This window comes from Pseudoalteromonas sp. P1-8 (genome assembly GCF_001399985.1).
In the GTDB taxonomy this organism is placed as follows: domain Bacteria; phylum Pseudomonadota; class Gammaproteobacteria; order Enterobacterales; family Alteromonadaceae; genus Pseudoalteromonas.
In genome coordinates, this window is sequence record NZ_LJSO01000003.1 from 248,410 (window position 1) to 266,552 (window position 18,143).

An 18,143-nucleotide genomic window follows, 5' to 3' on the forward strand; every position below is an offset into this window, starting at 1 on the left:
AAGTGTTTTAATTTTTGGCTTATTTGTTTTAAGCGGTTATATTTAGTTAAGTATCAGGAAAGATTTGTTTATTAGGAGTTTATTATGAGTTTAACGCGCAGCACTTCTGCTGATGGCGCTATATTAACCGTACAAATCAAAGGAAAATTTGATTTTAATTTGGTGCAATCTTTTCGTCAGGCGTACGCCGATCTCAACGACAATATCGATAAAGTGGTTATAGATCTCAGAGAAACAGATTACATGGACAGCTCAGCGTTAGGTATGTTGCTGAACATGAAAAAAAACCTAACAGGCAAAGTTGAAACAATTCAAATTAGTAACTGCCAACCGCAACTGAAAAAAATCCTGCAAATATCACGTTTTGATAAAAAGTTCGATATTGATTGATGCTTAATATTCTGGTTGTAGACGATCTTGCCTTAAATCGTCGCTTATTAACCGTGATGTTAGAGCAGCAGGGCTACCGTGTTTATAGCGCTGAAAACGGTCTTGTTGCTTTAAACCTGCTCGAAGAACACACCATTGATATTGTGTTACTCGATGTCATTATGCCTGTGATGGACGGCTTTGAAACCGCTGCTATTATCAAAGAGCGCTTTAGCCAAGTTTACTTACCGATTATTTTTATTACCTCTTTAGAAGACGAAGCGAGTTTTGAGCGTTGCTTAGCGGTTGGCGGCGATGACTTTTTACATAAGCCGTTTCAAGAAGTGATTCTTAACGCGAAAATTAAAGCGCATAGCCGGATCCGTAATTTAAGCCAAAAGGCAAGAGAGCAAAATCTACAACTTGAATATCATCAAAATCAAGTTGAGCGTGAACATGAAATTGTCGAACATATTTTTAATAATGCTCTTGAGAACCAACAATCTTTTCCTAAGCATTTAGATTTTCATTTATCGCCTGCGGCTATGTTTAATGGCGATATGTTTTTGGTCGCACAAAGCCCATTAGGTAGCTTATATTGCATGCTTGGTGATTTTACTGGTCATGGTTTAGCCGCTGCAGTCGGAGCTCTCCCTGCTTCAAGAGTATTTTATACCATGGTGAGTAAGGGCATGTCTGTGAGTGATATTGCCGCAGAAATCAATTCAGTATTAGGTAAGTTATTACCAGGCCACATGTTTTGTGCTGCAACCATCATAGAGCTTAGCAGTACCGGAAAAAGTATCTCGGCATGGCTAGGGGGCTTACCCGATACCTATATCATCAATCAAAGCGGTGAAGTTATTCGTACCCTTGAATCTCAACACATGGCACTGGGTATTTTAGAAGAAGATGAATTCGAGCGTGCACTTATTCACATTGAAGTAGAAGACACATGCCGTATTGTCATGGCAACCGATGGTATCATTGAAACGACTAGTCCACATGACGAGTACTTTGGTGAGCATCGCTTTAAAAAAGTGCTAGCCTCAAAACCTGCTATTTCTACTGAGCAAGTACTTGAACGAGTCAATAAATTTGCCCGTGGTAGTAAACAACAAGACGACTTGAGCCTCGTATTATTAAATTGCTTACCAATGCGCGAGCCTGAGCAAAAATCAGAGCCGCTATCCGCATTACCTTTTAATTTTTCATTGAGCTTGAACTCAAAGCAAATCAAAAGTACCGATCCGGTGCTGGAAGTTGTTGATGTAATAAGCAAAGTAGCGGGGTTAAATGCACATCGCGCTAATATCTTTTTGATACTCTCAGAAGCGTATAACAACGCTTTAGATCATGGGGTGTTAGGTCTCGACTCAGAGGTCAAAAATCAGGAAGATGGCTTTTTAATTTATTATCAACAACGTGAAGAGGCCCTCGCAAATTTAACCGATGCCTTAATCATTATTGATATTCGTTATTGCCCAGAAGAACTTGCTTTATATTTTACTGTTTGCGACTCAGGAAATGGTTTTAGTAAAGAACAGGCAAATCAACAAAGCCTTGCAAGAGAGCATGGTAGAGGCTTGTGCTTGCTTGGGGAAGTAGCTTCAAAAGTGACCTTCAATAGTGCAGGCAACCAAGTCGAAATTTATTATCAATTAACAGCAAGCAGTACTAGCTCACACTAAAATCGCATGTTATCATTCTGGCATTATAGATGTTTGGATGGCTAAATGATTTCTAACTACTTATCGACAGCTCAGCTTAAATTACCAGAAAATTTGGTTGCTGAGCAATTATCAAACCTTGAACATTATCTTGCAGAGTCAGCTTTACCAGCAGTGCGTTGGGAGTATCAAATTCCTGAGCTAGGCGAGGGTGGTGCGTGTAGCTTGTTTGGCTACTTACAAGATGAACCATTCAAATTAAATGATTATGTTGCCGATGATGCTACCAATACTGAAAAACTGGCTAAGCTTCAACAAATTATCGATTTTGTTGTTGCCCAAACTCAAGTTGATTGGTTTGGTATTTATCAAGCGACAGAGACTAATGAAGGTTCTCAGTTATTAAAGCTGGTTTATCATGGTGCACCGAGCCGTCCATTATTCCCGCTAACAGAAGCATTTGCTAAAGGTAGTAACAATGTTCAAGTTGCACTTTCTAAGCAAGGGCGTGTGATCAATAACGTAGCCGATTACCTCGCACAAGGTGGTGAGTATTATACTTGCGACCCGAAGGTGAAAGCTGAGACTTGTTTACCATTATTATCAGACAAAAATGAATGCTTAGGTATTATAGATGCAGAAGCATTTAATAATGATTTCTTTGATCAGCAAACCCTTGCATTACTTGTGGCTTGTTGTATTAAAATTCCTCAACTCTTGGTCTAATTTAACTAGTAATCAGGCTGGGTTTTTATGTTAAGCTAGTGGCAACGCTAACCCCTATAAAAAGAGATAGTCAATGTTCTCAGAATTAAAACCATTACCAACAGATCCTATTCTTGGCCTAATGGCGGCCTTTAAACAAGATACAAACCCAAAGAAAATCGATTTGGGTGTAGGTGTTTATAAGGATGAGCAGGGCAATACGCCTGTATTAAAAGCGGTTAAAAAAGCGGAAGCGTTTCGTTTAGAAAACGAAACCAGTAAATCGTACATTGGCTTGGCAGGTAACCTAGATTACTGTCAAAAAATGGAAAACTTATTACTGGGTGAGCATCCAGCACTTTTAGCTAACCGTGTTCGCACTGCACAAGCACCAGGTGGTACAGGTGCATTACGTGTTGCAGCTGAATTCATCAAGCGTTGCAACAAAGATGCGACTGTATGGGTAACTACGCCAACGTGGGCAAACCACATCAGCTTATTTGAAGCGGCGGGCTTAACAGTAAAAGAATACCCTTACTACGATTACGAAAATAAAGACCTTTTATTTGATGACATGATTAATACCCTTAAGCAAGTGCCTAAAGGTGATGTTGTGTTATTCCACGCATGTTGTCACAACCCAAGCGGTATGGATTTAAATGCTGAGCAATGGAGCACCGTTGCTGATCTTGCTGTTGAAGTTGGTTTCACGCCACTGGTTGATATTGCTTACCAAGGTTTTGGTTCAAGCCTTGAAGAAGACGCAGCGGGTCTTCGTAAATTAGCTGCAGCGGTAGATGAGTTAATCATCTGTTCTTCTTGTTCGAAAAACTTCGGCTTATACCGCGAGCGTATCGGTGCATGTTCAATCATTGCTAAAGATGCAGCAACTGCTGATATCTCTAACTCTGTATTATTAAGTGTTGTACGTAGCATCTATTCAATGCCGCCTGCACATGGTGCTGATATTGTTAGCACGATTTTAGGCAGCACTGAGCTGACGCAAATGTGGCATGACGAGCTTGATGAAATGCGTAATCGCATTAATGGTTTGCGTACTTTAATTAAAGAAAGCTTAGCTGCGAAAGGCATTGAGCAAGACTTCTCATTTATTGACCGTCAAAATGGTATGTTCTCATTCCTAGGTATTAATAAAGAGCAAATCGAGCGCTTACAAAAAGAGTACTCTATCTACATTGTGGGTTCTAGCCGTGTAAACGTTGCTGGTATCAGTGATGCAAACATTGATTACTTTGCAAATGCAGTAGCAGACGTTTGTAAGTAACCTGCTTTATAGCGATAAAAAAACCGCAGTGACTGCGGTTTTTTTATGCCTGTAATATGTGTTACTACGAGTAGGTATTAATGCAGCCAGCGAATGGCGTCATTGATCATACTGTTGTAGCTATCAAGTGGAGCGCCAATACTCGCTATTAAGATAGTATCCGCTCGCTCACCACGGTTGATGTGGCCAGCGAAACGCTCATCATTGAAATCGTCAGAGCCAGTGCCAAATGGTTGCTCGTCAGAAGGCACGATGAATACCGTCATCGGGCCAAAATCAGACTCAAATACCAAGTGCAGACCTTTTTTGCCTTGAAAGTCACAAAACATTAAATAGGTTACTTTACCTGGTAGCTCATCTAAGTGCCCACCAATGGTGGCAAACTTTTCGTTCACATAGGCAAGATCTATCGCTTCATGTTTATCTAGCGAGCCTATCTCATGGTATAGGTGCGCAAAGGCATGCTCACCCACGCTGTATAACGTATGTTGTTTGTTAGTGACAAAGAACACACTAATTGCTACTAAAAACGATGCTGCAGCGGCTAAATACAAGCGATTAAAGGCAAAGCGCGACTTAGCCTCAATAATGGTGTCTAGCGGCTGCTCTGAAGGCGCTTCTTCTGCGGCATAGGTATTATCAATAATTCGCTTTGCTAAATTTTCAGGCACGGGGATGTTAAGCGCATTACTTAGTTCATCATCTAAAGCGCGCACATCATCAATAAACGCCTGTTTATCTGTGTCCTGCTCGGCAAACGCTTCAAGTTCCTTATCAATAGTGCTTGGCTCGGCGAGGATGCGGCGGCGAAACTCGAGTTCATCCATTAATTTGATGCTCCTCTAAGTTGATCATCATCACTGCTTAAAGCCTCTTTAAGCTGGTTTCTGGCACGGAAAAGTCGTGTCATGACAGTATTTTTATTTAAATCGAGGATCTGGGCGATTTCATCGCCAGAGCAACCCATTACTACTTGTAATAGCAATGGCTCTCGATACTCTTGTGATAACTTTCCTATTTGTCGTTGAATCACTGTTTGTTCCATTTCAGCATCAAGGGTTGTACTTTGTTCATCTACAAGGGTGTCGTTTTCAACATCGGCGTAATCAAATTGTTTACGTTCAAAGCGGCGTGCGTTCTCGCGGCGCAAAATAGTTAACAGCCAAGGTTTGACTGCTTGTTGATCTTGCAGTGAATCCAAGGCACGCCAAGACCTCAGGAAGGTTTCCTGCACTAAGTCTTCAGCAATGTTCTGATCACGACACAACCAATACGCAAAGCGAAAAAGCTCACTGTGGTAGACATGAACCAGCGCTTCATATCGCTTTTGTTTTTCTGTCATAGTAACTAAGACCTGCCTATCAGAAAAAAACTTTCTGAGATTATTATTTTTTTCTTAAAAAAACGGCTAATTCAAGATTAGCCGTTTATTTTCTAATAGTTAATCGTAAAGATTTTTTAATTCAGTATCATTACTTGTCGATCTAGTGTGCTTTGTTGCTTGGCTTAGCAAACTGACGATTAAGCTTAAATCAACCTGTTCATCTGCTGAACTATAAAGTTTAGTGCGTAATTTAGCAATTTCATCATTAAGTTGTGTGTTTTTCAGCGATGCTAGTAAACACTCGATGGCGGCTGCATTTTTACCTGTTTGCTGTTTTGCATAAAGGTTCAATGCGTTATAAAACCCTGAGCTATTGTTTTGCTTTGCAAACTGCTTAAGCTCATTTAACGATACTGATGAACCACTGGTAGGTAATGGCTCCGCTGTCGACTGTTGAGGGCGCTTTTTAATGTAAAGCACTAAGGTGATTAACCAAAGTCCATAGCCGACAATTGCCACGATAATAAGCCACACAGGGGTCGTAACTTGCGTAACGGTTTCTACATTAGTTGGCGTATCACTCAGCTCATTAGAGCTTGCGGTTTGCGGCTCTGCGATAGCTGGAGCTGTTGGTGTGAGTGGATTTGTACTTGGCACAACGGTTAGTGTGCGTGAAGGTATGGTCGCATAGCTAATACGATTGATTTTAGTATTAAACCAAGGCAGCTTTATTTCAGGCAATGTGTAAGTGCCCGGTGTTTGCGGTAATAAAGCATAAGAAGCAGTTTGCTGTGAAATAACGCGGCCATCACGTACCAGGTGGTTACTCTCTTTTTCATCAGGGTAACTTCTAAAACCTTGCACCTGCGGCATATCGATATCAGGAAGTTGCTCTTTAGTAACCCCCAATGCGGTTAAGGTGATAGTTCGAGTGATTGGCGTGCCAACTTCAACGGTGTCGTCTTTTGGTTGCCATTGCTCATCAAGGTTAACCAGTTCACTTGGTAGCCATGCACCTGTGTAGTTATCTGGAATTGGCTTGATTTCAACATCAACATCTTCGCCCATCGCTGACACAGCCATTTGGCGATAGTTTTGACGAATACGGCCGTTGAACACAGGTGCCGTAATAGTATTTACGCCACTTTTTTGTGGCTGCACTAAGTACTCACGGGTGATAACTAAATAGCGTTTGCCATCAATTAACTCATAGTCTTCAGATTGCTTGTTAATTGGGGTTAGCTCAGCGTTTTCCATTTCTGGCGTAGTTAAGTTGCCATCAAGCAATTCTTTGTTGTTGTCTAAATACAATTTAACTGTATAAACACCGGCTTCTTGCACGTATAAGCTAGTTGGCTTGATGCTTGTTTTAATGAAGGCTTCTTTATTTTGCTCTGAGGTTTGACTGCGCTTAGCTACCGTTAGCTCAATGGGTTTTGAACTGACACCAGCTACAGTAATTGCAGGGATGGTATAAGTGCCTTCTTTGCGGGTCATCAGCTTTACAGACCAGTTAGTTTGCTTACTGATTTCACCATTAATAATATTAGTGCGCGAGCTAACACTGGTCGGCCCAACAACAAAGTCTTTTAATAGCACCGAAGTGTCTGGTTGTTCGCTGTTAATAGAGTCGTCTGCTGAGATGGTTAAAACAAAAAACTCACCGGCAAGGACAGGGTTTTTATCAACACTTGCCTGTAGCTGGGTGGCAGCCCAAAGCGGCGCTGCCGCGATTAGCAATAAACAACATAATAATCGCATTACCATGATTTTTCGGCTCCTCGTGGACGACGTTGATAGTTTCGTTTTTGTGCTTCTAATTGCATTTTATTTCTTAATAAGATCGCAGGATCATCGGGAACTTTGCGCAGCAGCTGGTTAAGTTGCTGGGCTTTCTCTTTCTCTTCATTAGTCAGTTCAGCAGCTTGTGCCTGCATGGCTTGTTGCTCTGCTTGCTGTTTAGCTTGTTCGTCGTTTTGCGATGGCTGTGGCTGGGCCTCTTGTTGCTCAGGAGCTTGTTCTGGCTGTTGTTCTCCTGATTGTGACGACGTGTCTTTTTCAGATTGCATTTCAGGTTTGTTTTGCTGGTCACTTTCAGACTCGCTTTGTTCACCTTTTTGATCTGATTGCTCACCTTGGTCTGAAGGTTGTTGGCCATCTTGCTGCTCACTCTGCTCAGAGTTTTCGCCTTGCTGTGAATTTTCACCCTGTTGCTTTTGCTGGTTATCTTGCTGGCCATCAGAGTTTTGTTGATCATTGTTTTGCTGTTGATCTTGTTGCTGCTGCTGTTGCTCTTGCTGCTGCAATAACTGTTCTACGAGGGCTTGGTTTTCTTTTGCCTCAGTGAAGTCATTTTTAAGCTGTTGGGCTTGCTTATACGCTTCTATGGCTTGTTCTAGCTCTCCTGCCTTAGCAAGGGCATTACCGTAGTTGTACAAACCCGTTGCAGATTTATCTTCACTAAACGCATCCATGGCCGCTTGGTAATTACCTTGCTGATAAAGAGCTGCGCCTTTAAGTTGTGTATTTTGTGCTTTTGCGGCTTGTTCAAATTGATTTTGCTGATAGGCATCAAGAGCACGTTGGTCTTGGTTTTTAAACACCTCAGGTAATTCTGCGGCGTTAACCTGTTGTTGAGGTAACAGCATAACAAACAAAAAGCCAACTACTAGGCTACTACGGCGAATTAAAAAGAGCGCTAACGGCAATAAAATAATCAGGCCGTAAATACCAGCATCAACACGCCATAACGCTTGGCTTTGTTTCTCATCTTTGAGTACTTCAGCATTGGCTGTTGGGGCAAATGTTTGGATATCTTGATTACTGGTTTGATACAGTGCAAATTTGCCACCGCTGTTGCGCGCAAGCGAGCTTAAACGGCTAACATTAAGCGTTGGAATCACAATCTGCCCTTGTATGTCTTTTAAAAAGCCTCCTTCAGGTAGCTTAATCGGTGCACCTTGCTCTGTGCCAACTCCGTAGACATTTAAACGATAATTAGACTGAGCGGTAAAGCGGCTAATATCTTCTTGATCTAGGCTATCAACTCCATCGGTGACTAAAATAATATCACCATCTAAATAGCCAGCTTGTTTAAGTAAATCGTCTGCTTTTTCCAGGCCTTCAATAACATTTGAACCTTTGCTGGGCATGATATCAGGGCTTAGGCTTGGGATAAGGTTAGCCAAAGTGCTAGCGTCATTGGTCAGCGGCGAAATAGTAAATGCAGAGCCTGCATAAGCCACTAATGCCGTATCACCTTCTTTGAAAAGCTCAATCATATCAAGTGCTTTAAAGCGAGCCTGCACTAATCGGCTTGGTGCGATGTCGGTACTGAACATGGAGTACGACATATCCATCACAATGACCCGCGCATTTTTTGCTTGAAACACGGGAACTTGTTTTTTCTCAAAGCTTGGACCTGCTGAAAAAACGATGGCTAACAGGATAAACACCGCAACTAACCAAAGCGGTTGGCTTTGTTTTTTATGGTTATCGCTCATTACAAATTGTGCCAAATGGGGGGCAATTAAATCAGCGGGGGCGCTTTTTTTGTTGCGTACCAACAGCACACTAAAAATAATTAGCGCGGGGATTAATAACCAAAGTAGGGCAGGGCGAATAAATTCAAAATCCATACTAGCTCTCCTGCTTAAATTGGCGAATAACACTCACGAGCATTGCTAAGCTTATTGAGCCTAGCGCCACAAGCAGTGGAATATAAAACAAGGATATTTGTGGGCGGAACGTTTGTTCATCGCTACTAATTGGCTCAAGCTTATCGAGCTCTTGATAAATTTGCTGTAAACCAGCCACATCTTTTGCTCTAAAGTATAAGCCGCCAGTTTGCTCGGCAATGCGCTTGAGTAGGTTTTCATCTAAGTTACCGCCACTCATACCCCCCATATTAAATAGGCTGAAACCACGAGGGTTATCAGAGCCAACACCTATGGTATATACCTTAATGCCTTCTTCGCGGGCTAACAGCAGGGCATCTTCTGGATCAAGGTTACCGGCGGTGTTTTGGCCATCGGTTAATAGTACAACGATACGGTTACTTTCATCCTTATTAGCGAAACGCTTTACAGATAAACCTAATGCATCACCAATGGCTGTTGCTCTACCTACTAGACCAATTTGCGCTTCGCTGAGCATTTGGCTTACGGTTTTAACATCACGAGTAAGAGGTGTTTGTAAAAATGCGGTATCACCAAATAAGATAAGACCAAGGCGGTCACCTTGACGCTGTTCAATAAAGTCACTGAGTACGGCTTTTACCATGGTAAGCCTATCAACATACTGATTCTGGTAGGCCATATCTTGCTCTGTCATCGAGCCAGATAAATCCACCGCCAGCATAATATCGCGGCCTTCATTAGGCAGTGTGATAGGTTCATCAAGCCAAGTTGGATTTGCAATAGCGACAACTAAAGAGATCCAAACAGCCCATTCAAGCAATGAAACTTTTCGGCTGTGTTGCTGTACTGCTTGATTATTTAAGCCAAGCTTAGCAAAGCCAGGAATACGTATACGTAACTGCCCTTGTTGCTTTAACGGCATAAAGCGGCTTAATAACCAAGGTAAGGGTAAAAGCACAAAACACCATGGCCAACTAAACTCAAACATTAATTGGCTCCTTGAGTTTAAAGTTGCTAATAGCACTGCGTAATTTAGCCCCGAGCTCAGCATTATTACTTTGTTGTTGATAAAGCGGCATCAACTCGTCGTAACTAAAGTTGTCGCCACTGAGTTTAGATAAACTTTCTGACCACTTAGCCAAAGGCTGAGAAGCAAGCTGACTGCTGTAATAATGACGAGTTAAGCGTTTTAAAATAATGTGCAGCTCTTGCGCGTCATTATCACTAAGGGTTTTACTTATCTTAATGGCTTGTTTTTTGGCTTTTTTAAATTGCTGGTTTTTATATAAAAGCACTAAGCCGAAAATTATTAACGAACCAACTAAGGCGATAATTAGCCACCAAATTGGAGCAAGTGGCCACCATGCAACCTCGGTCGGTGCAATGACATCATGTAAGCCATCTAGCGGATTTTTTTGCATTGTTACTTTCTCACTAATTGCAGCTCAAGAGGAGTGGCTGCACTGAATGAAATTAAACTAAGCCCAGATTTTTGTAAGCGTTTTAATCTGTTAGAAAACGACTCTTCGGCCGACTTAGCAAAGCGGTCGCGAAATTGCTTATCCATTAGTGGTAAAGCAAGCTCTTGGCCATTTGCTGATACAGTCACCGTTTGTTTAAAAGCAGGTAGCTGGTGCTCGAACGGATCGCTTATATGGCAGCCAATCAATTCACAGTGCCTGCTCAGCATTTCAAGTTGTTTGAAACTTGCTTCATCAAGGGCGCTAAAATCAGAGACGATATAAACCAAGCTCCCTGGTTTTGCTAAATGATTAAGACGTTTAAGGTTTTCGCTGAATAAGCTGGTGGCTGTTTGATCGATATTAGTCAGAGCTTGGCTGTGAATATCACATAAGTTGTGACAAAGCTTTAACACTGCTTTCTCTCGTGAGGTCGGTTTTAATTCGTGATGACCTTGCTGATTAAACACCAAGCCACCAATGCGATCACCTCGTTGACACGCCGACCAAGCAACCAGTGCGCTAATGTGCGCTGCTTGCACCGACTTTAACAGTAACTTTGAGCCAAACAGCATCGAGTTAGAAAAGTCGGTAAAGACAAAAACAGGGCGTTCTTTTTCTTCTTGAAACAGCTTAGTGTGGGTTTCGCCAGTGCGTGCGGTAACACGCCAGTCGATAGAACGTATGTCATCACCGGCTTGGTAATGGCGCACCTCGGCAAACTCCATACCGCGCCCTTTATGAGGTGCAAGGTATTGCCCAGCTAAGCTGTTTTTGATTTTTACTTTGGGCGCAAGTTCTAGCAAACGAGCTTTGGCTTTGTAATACATCAACTCTTTGAGTGATAAATTAACGCCTTGACTATGACTCGATGCTAACCACGCCGCTGTATCAAATTGGCTCGACATAGCTTATGGCACTGCCACCAATTCTAAAATACGGCTGATCACATCGTCTTTACTGATGCCATCGGCCTGTGCTTCGTAACTTAAGATAATACGGTGACGCAATACATTATGCAGCACTGCTTGAATATCATCTGGGGCAACAAAGTCACGGCCTTCTAGCCAAGCATGCGCGCGGGCACACTTATCAAGGGCAATCGTTGCACGTGGGCTTGCGCCATATTCAATCCAGCGTCCAAGTTGTTCATCAAGCTCTGCTGCTTCACGAGTGGCAACAATTAACTGTACTAGGTATTTCTCAAGCGGCTCAGCTAAATACAAACCTAATATCGCTTTACGGGCAGCAAATAGCTCACTTTGACTAATTTGCTGTGTCGTTGCTTGATTGTCAGAGATAGCCTCGCCACGGGTTAGTCGTAGGATATCTAATTCGTGTTCAGCACCCGGGTAATCAATGCTCAAATGCAATAAGAAGCGGTCAAGCTGAGCTTCTGGAAGTGGGTAAGTGCCTTCTTGTTCTAGCGGGTTTTGGGTTGCCATAACCATAAATAGATCAGACAGTGGATAGGTGTTTTTACCTACCGTTACTTGGCGTTCAGCCATGGCTTCTAGTAGGGCTGATTGCACTTTAGCAGGAGCACGGTTTATTTCATCTGCCAAAATTAGGTTATGAAATAATGGGCCTTTTTCAAATACGAACTCACTGGTTTGCTGGCGATAAATATCGGTACCAGTTACATCTGCAGGTAATAAGTCTGGGGTGAATTGTACACGTTGGAAACTGCCTTCAACGCCTTTCGCTAAGGCATTGACTGCACGCGTTTTCGCAAGACCCGGAGGGCCTTCAACTAATAAGTGGCCATCTGCCAAAATTGCGATTAACAGTGCTTGAGTTAATTGTGGTTGGCCGATAATTTGCGTGTCTAGATATGATTTTAATTGTGAAAATGCGTTAACTGCCATAATAAAAAGACTGTCCTAAAAGCGTGAGTCAAAAATTGTTTTTGTTATGCGCCAATGCGTTATATTCAGTACCGATAAATTATTTGCGCGGTACCGTGGTGGGGCGCTATTAACAAGTTATAAGGATTCAAAAGTTATAACACAAGTGTTAGACACAAAATCCTCAAATAGTTCGTTATTTTTTAAGGATTTTTAGCCTACCATATAAATACGGTGTTTTTTTGTAAATAGGCCGAAAAAAGCCTATGGTTGAAAACTTACTATTGGCATTCGTACACGGGTTGTTTTAGAATCAGGAAAAACAAACAGGTCAGACCTGTCAGCGGGAGAGCATAAATGTCTGAGCAAAATATACTTAAAACAGCAAAAGGCGATCGTATCGCTATCGTTAGCGGCCTGCGAACGCCATTCGCAAAGCAAGCCACAGCATTCCATCATGTACCAGCCCTTGATATGGGTAAGTTAGTTGTCAACGAAATGCTTGAACGACTTAACTTTGATAAATCTGAAATTGACCAACTTGTATTTGGACAAGTAGTGCAAATGCCAGAAGCGCCAAACATTGCCCGTGAAATCGTATTAGGTACGGGTATGCCTGTTTCTGTTGATGCATATTCTGTTTCGCGTGCGTGTGCAACAAGTTTCCAAGCCATTGCTAACGTAGCCGAGTCAATTATGGCAGGCTCAGTGCAAGTAGGTATTGCCGGTGGTGCTGACTCATCGTCTGTATTACCTATTGGTGTTAGTAAAAAATTAGCGGGTAGCCTTGTTGATTTAAACAAAGCACGTACGCTTGGTCAGCGATTAAAGATTTTCTCTAAACTACGTCTAAAAGATTTACTTCCTGTTCCGCCTGCGGTCGCTGAGTACTCTACTGGTTTATCTATGGGTCAAACAGCAGAGCAAATGGCGAAAACACATAGCATCAGCCGTGAAGATCAAGATGCCTTAGCACATCGTTCGCACACCCTTGCAAGTCAGGCGTGGGCTGATGGTAAACTTAAAGATGAAGTAATGACTGCACATGTTGCACCTTATAAGAGCTTTATTGAGCAAGACAATAACATTCGTCATAACTCAACGGTTGAAGGCTACGCGAAATTAAAACCAGTTTTTGACCGTCAGCACGGATCAGTGACTGCAGCTAACGCAACGCCATTAACTGATGGGGCGGCTGCAGTATTAATGATGAGTGAGAGTAAAGCCAAAGCATTGGGTTACGACATTCTAGGTTATGTACGCAGTTTTGCTTTCTCAGCAATTGGTGTACATGAAGATATGCTAATGGGTCCGGCGCACTCAACGCCAATTGCCCTAGATAGAGCAGGTATCACATTAGCTGATTTAGATTTAATCGAAATGCATGAAGCATTTGCAGCGCAAACACTGGCTAATATGAAGATGTTTGCGTCAGATAAATTTGCACAAGAAAAGCTAGGTCGCAGCAAAGCGATCGGCGAAATTAACATGGACAAGTTCAATGTATTAGGTGGCTCACTTGCATACGGTCACCCATTTGCGGCAACAGGTGCGCGCCTGATTACGCAAAGCTTACATGAACTTAATCGTCGCGGTGGCGGCTTAGCGCTTACGACTGCGTGTGCAGCGGGTGGCTTAGGCGCAGCCTTTGTATTGGAGAGTGCGTAATGACAGATTCAGTATTTAGTTTATCAGTGGCTGATGACGGCGTAGCCGTTGTAACCATTGATGTGCCGGGTGAGAAAATGAACACCCTGCGCAGTAGTTTTGCAGAAGATTTAAAAACCTTACTCAAAGACGCACAAGCGCAAGCGGTAAAAGGTATGGTATTTATTAGTGGTAAAAGCGATAACTTTATCGCCGGTGCTGATATTAAAATGCTTGATAGCGCCAATAGCCGTGAAGATGCATTAGCGTTAAGCGAAATGTGTCAGCAAGCATTTTTCGATATGAAAAAGCTGCCTTTCCCAACAGTAAGTGCTATTCATGGTGCTGCATTGGGTGGCGGTTTAGAGTTTGCTTTAGCGTGTGATTATCGCGTGTGTTCAGACAGCGATATCACTAAGCTTGGTTTGCCAGAAGTACAGTTAGGCTTATTACCTGGTGGTGGCGGTACTCAACGTTTACCAAAATTAGTTGGCTTGCAAAAATCACTTGAGTGGATGCTTACAGGTAAGCAAGTGCGTGCTAAGCAAGCGAAGAAAACAGGCTTAGTAAATGACTGTGTACCACACAGTGTATTACTTGACGTTGCTAAAGAGTTTGCTCTGAAAGGTAAGGCGAAGGCTACTAAACCTAAGCTAGACCGTTTAAGTCAATTACTTGAGTCAAACCCATTTGGTCGCAATATTATTTTCAAAAAAGCACAAGAAAACGTGCTGAAGAAAACAGGCGGTCACTACCCGGCACCTTTAGCCATTATTAAAGCTGTTCGTGCAAGTGTTGAACTTGATCAGTTAAAAGCATACAAAACTGAAGCTGAAGGCTTTGCCACGCTGGTAATGAGTGATGAGTCAAAAGCATTACGCGGTATTTTCTTTGCAACCACTGAAATGAAAAAAGAGTGGCGTAATGATGATGCGCCAGCAATCGCTAAAGCGGCAGTATTAGGCGGTGGCCTCATGGGCGCGGGTATTGCCCATGTTAGTGCTGTAAAAGCGGGTGTTCCAGTGCGCATTAAAGATGTGGCTGAAAAGGGCATCAGCAATGCAATGAACTACAGCTATAAGATTTTAGATAAAAAGCAAAAGCGTCGTATTTTATCTAAAGCTGATCTACAACAAACCATGAACCGCATTACCGGTACCACCGATTACAGCGGCTTTAAACACATTGATATCGTTATCGAAGCCGTGTTTGAAGATCTTGCTTTAAAGCAAGGTATGGTGGCTGATGTAGAACGTGAGTGCCAAGACAACACGATTTTTGCAAGTAATACCTCATCATTACCAATTGCACAAATTGCTGCTGATGCAGCACGCCCAGAAAATGTAATTGGTCTGCATTACTTCTCACCTGTTGAGAAAATGCCACTTGTTGAGATCATTCCACATGAAGGTACGTCTGAAGAGACTATCGCACGCGTTGTTAACTTCGCCCGTAAGCAAGGTAAAACACCAATTGTGGTTAAAGATATGGCTGGTTTCTATGTAAACCGTATCTTAGCGCCTTATGTCAATGAAGCGGCTAATTTACTGCTAGCAGGTGAGCCAATTGAAAAGATTGACCAAGCATTGGTTGAGTTTGGATTCCCGGTAGGGCCTTTAGCGCTTCTTGATGAAGTAGGGATTGATATCGGTTCTAAAATTGCGCCAATCCTTGAAAAAGAATTGGGCGAGCGCTTTAAAGCCCCGGATGCCTTTAATCGCTTAATCGATTCTAAGCGTTTAGGTCGTAAGACTGGCCGTGGTTTTTATCTTTACGACAAGAAAGATAAAAAAGTGGATGAGTCAGTTTACGAGCTACTGGGTGTTACGCCATCACCTCGTTTAAACAAGAGCGAAATTGCTAAGCGTTGTGTTGCGCAAATGCTAAATGAAGCGGTGCGCTGTTTAGATGATGGTATTATTGCAAGCCCACGTGACGGTGATATTGGTGCTATTTTTGGTATCGGTTTCCCACCATTCTTAGGCGGTCCATTTAGCTATATGGATAAACTGGGTGCAGCACAAGTGAGCTCTGAAATGGCGACTTTTGCTAACTACAACCCAATTTTCACACCTTGCGATACGTTAAAAGCAATGGCTGAAAAAGGTGGTCGTTTTTACCAAGCAGAAAGCGAAGAGCCGGCAGTAGTTGAAGCTACGCCTGTCGATCCGGTTGAAGTAACCAAAGAAGTGGTTGAAGACGAGCAAGCGTCAGAAGATGCTGATACAGAAACGACTAAGAGCTAATTCTTTAAATTAGTTAATTTTAAAAGCCCTGCTCATTGAGCGGGGCTTTTTTCTTCTATATTGGCCATAAGTGGTATTTAACTCACGAAATCAGTTTGTTATAACTAGGTTTATTTACAAAGCGATTAATCACCATGACTCTCACCACTGCGCGATTAACATTACGGCTGTTAAATGCCGATGATTGGCCATTGTTTTATACTTTGCATAATGATGCTGAAGTGATAGCTAAATGCTTCGATAAGCCCTCAGAGGCGCAGCTGCGAGCTAAGTTTAATGAACGCTTAAAGCCTTGGCAGCCAAATTCGAATTCACCACTTTGTTTAGTTATTGTTGAAACCAGTACTGGTAAAGAGGTGGGGGTAACTGGATTTACGTCATCAACAGTGCCAGATAGTCAAGAAGTCGGTTATTTGTTGCTGCCTAATTTTCATGGTCGTGGCTATGCCACAGAGTCTTTGCAAGCAGTGCTTGATTACGCCAAATCAGAACATGCTGTACGTGAATTTAAAGCGGTTGTCACCGAGGGTAATATCGGTTCAGAAAAAGTACTTGAGAAATGTGGTTTTCAGTTAGTCGATAGGCAGCTAGATGCGTATGCTATTGGCGGTGTTTTGTATACCGATCATCATTTTCATTTAAGTTGCACTGATCACAGAGCGTGATCAGTGCGCAATTTTACAGATGAAGCTCAATCGCTTTTCTGTCTTTTTCTGGCATATTCGCAACCACTAAATCAAACGAATTATCAATCATTCGTTCAATCTCTCCTTGTGGTACGGTGCCGTCTAAAATAACCGTATTCCATAAACGTTTGTTCATGTGATAACCCGGGATCACCGACGGGAAAATATCACGCAGTGCTTGGGCTTCATCTGGATCGCATTTCAGATTTAGCCACCATACAAGGTTTCCCTCATCGTCTGTTTGGCCTTCTTTGCCCTCGGCAAGGGTGGCAAACATTTTATGATTCACCTTGTAAACGTCGACATCTTGGCCAAATGGTTGGGTGATCATCACCAATGGCTTTTTCATTAAATACTCGTGTACTGTGTGTTGATTCATGATCCAATCCTTGAAGTCATTTTTCGTAGTTATAAACATAGCAGCTTTTTCGTAGTTTTGAGACAACTATTGTCATAATTTGCTGAAAAATCGAATAAATAACGGCTGCGAGTCAAAACTGTAAATTTTTATTGAACAAAAGCCATTACGTGGTAAATTTCTGTCATCAAAAAACGATAGGAATACACCCATGCCTAAGGCAAGTGAAGTTAAAAAAGGCGCCGCTATCGAGCATAACGGCCGTGTTTTAGTAGTTAAAGATATTCAACGTTCAGTACCACAAGGTCGTGCTGGTGGCAGTTTATACCGTATGCGTTTATACGATGTGGTAACAGGCGGTAAAGTTGATGAAACATTTAAAGATAGCGACATGCTAAAGCTTGCTGATCTCATTCGTCGTGAAGCTATGTTCTCTTACATTGACGGTGAAGAGTATGTTTTCATGGATAACGAAGACTACACGCCATATAACCTAAATAAAGAAGCAATCAGCGAAGAGATTTTATTCGTTAATGAAGAAACTCAAGGTCTTCACGTTATTGTGATTGATGGCTCGCCAGTTGGCTTAGATTTACCATCGAGTGTTGAGCTTGTAGTTGAAGAAACTGACCCTTCAATCAAGGGCGCTTCAGCAAGTGCACGTTCAAAGCCTGCACGTTTAACAACGGGTTTAACGATTCAAGTTCCTGAGCATATTTCAACAGGCGACCGTATTCGTATTAATACCGTTGAGCATAAATTTATGGGTCGCGCAGAAAAATAATTCTGTACCCCCTTTGAAAGCCGGCTTATAGCCGGTTTTTTTGTTTTATTTGTAACGCGCTCATAACAAAATTCATTGAAAAAGGAACGAAAAACGCGCATTATTATTGGCTTACGAAAACAAT

Annotated in this window: 16 protein-coding genes and 1 pseudogene; 8 read left to right on the forward strand and 9 right to left on the reverse strand. The window is 42.3% G+C overall.

Annotated elements, in window-relative coordinates:
• Positions 1 to 84: 84 nt before the first annotated feature.
• From AN213_RS06530 to AN213_RS06545, 4 genes are all read left to right on the forward strand, one after another.
• Positions 85 to 390 carry an STAS domain-containing protein gene (locus AN213_RS06530; RefSeq protein WP_054562148.1) on the forward strand — a complete coding sequence of 102 codons (306 nt, stop codon included), beginning with the start codon at positions 85 to 87 and terminating at the stop codon, positions 388 to 390.
• A complete protein-coding gene (locus tag AN213_RS06535; RefSeq protein WP_055020715.1) occupies positions 390 to 2,060 on the forward strand; it encodes a fused response regulator/phosphatase in 1,671 nt (556 codons plus the stop codon). The genes AN213_RS06530 and AN213_RS06535 overlap by 1 nt, the downstream gene beginning before the upstream one ends.
• A 45-nt stretch (positions 2,061 to 2,105) precedes the next feature.
• Entirely contained in the window at positions 2,106 to 2,765 is a 660-nt protein-coding gene (locus AN213_RS06540) for a GAF domain-containing protein (RefSeq protein ID WP_055197972.1), read from the forward strand.
• Between the two features lie 73 nt (positions 2,766 to 2,838).
• Positions 2,839 to 4,029: an amino acid aminotransferase gene (locus AN213_RS06545; RefSeq protein WP_054553227.1), complete on the forward strand. Its 1,191-nt coding sequence runs from the start codon at positions 2,839 to 2,841 to the stop codon at positions 4,027 to 4,029.
• Between the two features lie 77 nt (positions 4,030 to 4,106).
• On the opposite strand, the gene AN213_RS06550 is transcribed toward AN213_RS06545, so the two are convergent.
• The 8 genes and pseudogenes from AN213_RS06550 to AN213_RS06585 form a co-directional block, all read right to left on the reverse strand.
• Entirely contained in the window at positions 4,107 to 4,856 is a 750-nt protein-coding gene (locus AN213_RS06550) for a DUF3379 family protein (protein WP_055197974.1), read from the reverse strand.
• Positions 4,856 to 5,404, reverse strand: a pseudogene (locus AN213_RS06555) (sigma-70 family RNA polymerase sigma factor); the annotation flags it as partial. The gene AN213_RS06550 and the pseudogene AN213_RS06555, both read right to left, overlap by 1 nt.
• 66 nt (positions 5,405 to 5,470) lie before the next feature.
• A complete protein-coding gene (locus tag AN213_RS06560; RefSeq protein WP_055197976.1) occupies positions 5,471 to 7,120 on the reverse strand; it encodes a BatD family protein in 1,650 nt (549 codons plus the stop codon).
• Positions 7,114 to 8,991, reverse strand: a complete 1,878-nt coding sequence (locus AN213_RS06565) for a VWA domain-containing protein (protein ID WP_055197978.1) — start codon at positions 8,989 to 8,991, stop codon at positions 7,114 to 7,116. The genes AN213_RS06560 and AN213_RS06565 overlap by 7 nt, the downstream gene beginning before the upstream one ends.
• A 1-nt stretch (position 8,992) precedes the next feature.
• Positions 8,993 to 9,979 carry a VWA domain-containing protein gene (locus tag AN213_RS06570; protein ID WP_055197980.1) on the reverse strand — a complete coding sequence of 329 codons (987 nt, stop codon included), beginning with the start codon at positions 9,977 to 9,979 and terminating at the stop codon, positions 8,993 to 8,995.
• Positions 9,972 to 10,412, reverse strand: coding sequence for a DUF4381 domain-containing protein (locus AN213_RS06575; RefSeq protein WP_055197982.1), 441 nt, complete (start codon positions 10,410 to 10,412; stop codon positions 9,972 to 9,974). The genes AN213_RS06570 and AN213_RS06575 overlap by 8 nt, the downstream gene beginning before the upstream one ends.
• A gap of 2 nt (positions 10,413 to 10,414) precedes the next feature.
• Positions 10,415 to 11,359, reverse strand: a complete 945-nt coding sequence (locus AN213_RS06580) for a DUF58 domain-containing protein (protein WP_055197984.1) — start codon at positions 11,357 to 11,359, stop codon at positions 10,415 to 10,417.
• 3 nt (positions 11,360 to 11,362) lie between these two features.
• Positions 11,363 to 12,319 (reverse strand): MoxR family ATPase, encoded by a 957-nt coding sequence (locus tag AN213_RS06585; protein WP_055197986.1) that lies wholly within the window; start codon positions 12,317 to 12,319, stop codon positions 11,363 to 11,365.
• A gap of 336 nt (positions 12,320 to 12,655) precedes the next feature.
• Here AN213_RS06585 and fadI point away from each other — a divergent pair, with 336 nt between their 5' ends.
• The 3 genes from fadI (at position 12,656) to AN213_RS06600 (ending at position 16,856) form a co-directional block, all read left to right on the forward strand.
• On the forward strand, positions 12,656 to 13,966 hold the full coding sequence (fadI, locus tag AN213_RS06590; protein WP_054553218.1) for an acetyl-CoA C-acyltransferase FadI: 1,311 nt from the start codon (positions 12,656 to 12,658) through the stop codon (positions 13,964 to 13,966).
• The gene (gene fadJ / locus AN213_RS06595; protein WP_055197988.1) at positions 13,966 to 16,191 is read left to right on the forward strand and encodes a fatty acid oxidation complex subunit alpha FadJ; all 2,226 of its coding nucleotides are present in this window, start codon (positions 13,966 to 13,968) and stop codon (positions 16,189 to 16,191) included. Before fadI ends, fadJ begins: the two co-directional genes overlap by 1 nt.
• Before the next feature lie 134 nt (positions 16,192 to 16,325).
• Positions 16,326 to 16,856 carry a GNAT family N-acetyltransferase gene (locus tag AN213_RS06600; RefSeq protein WP_054562135.1) on the forward strand — a complete coding sequence of 177 codons (531 nt, stop codon included), beginning with the start codon at positions 16,326 to 16,328 and terminating at the stop codon, positions 16,854 to 16,856.
• 13 nt (positions 16,857 to 16,869) lie between these two features.
• Here AN213_RS06600 and AN213_RS06605 read toward each other — a convergent pair whose 3' ends face one another.
• Positions 16,870 to 17,256 (reverse strand): MmcQ/YjbR family DNA-binding protein, encoded by a 387-nt coding sequence (locus AN213_RS06605; protein WP_054553214.1) that lies wholly within the window; start codon positions 17,254 to 17,256, stop codon positions 16,870 to 16,872.
• 190 nt (positions 17,257 to 17,446) lie between these two features.
• Between AN213_RS06605 and yeiP the strand changes: the two genes are divergently transcribed.
• The gene (yeiP, locus tag AN213_RS06610) at positions 17,447 to 18,019 is read left to right on the forward strand and encodes an elongation factor P-like protein YeiP (protein ID WP_055020721.1); all 573 of its coding nucleotides are present in this window, start codon (positions 17,447 to 17,449) and stop codon (positions 18,017 to 18,019) included.
• Positions 18,020 to 18,143 lie beyond the last annotated feature (124 nt).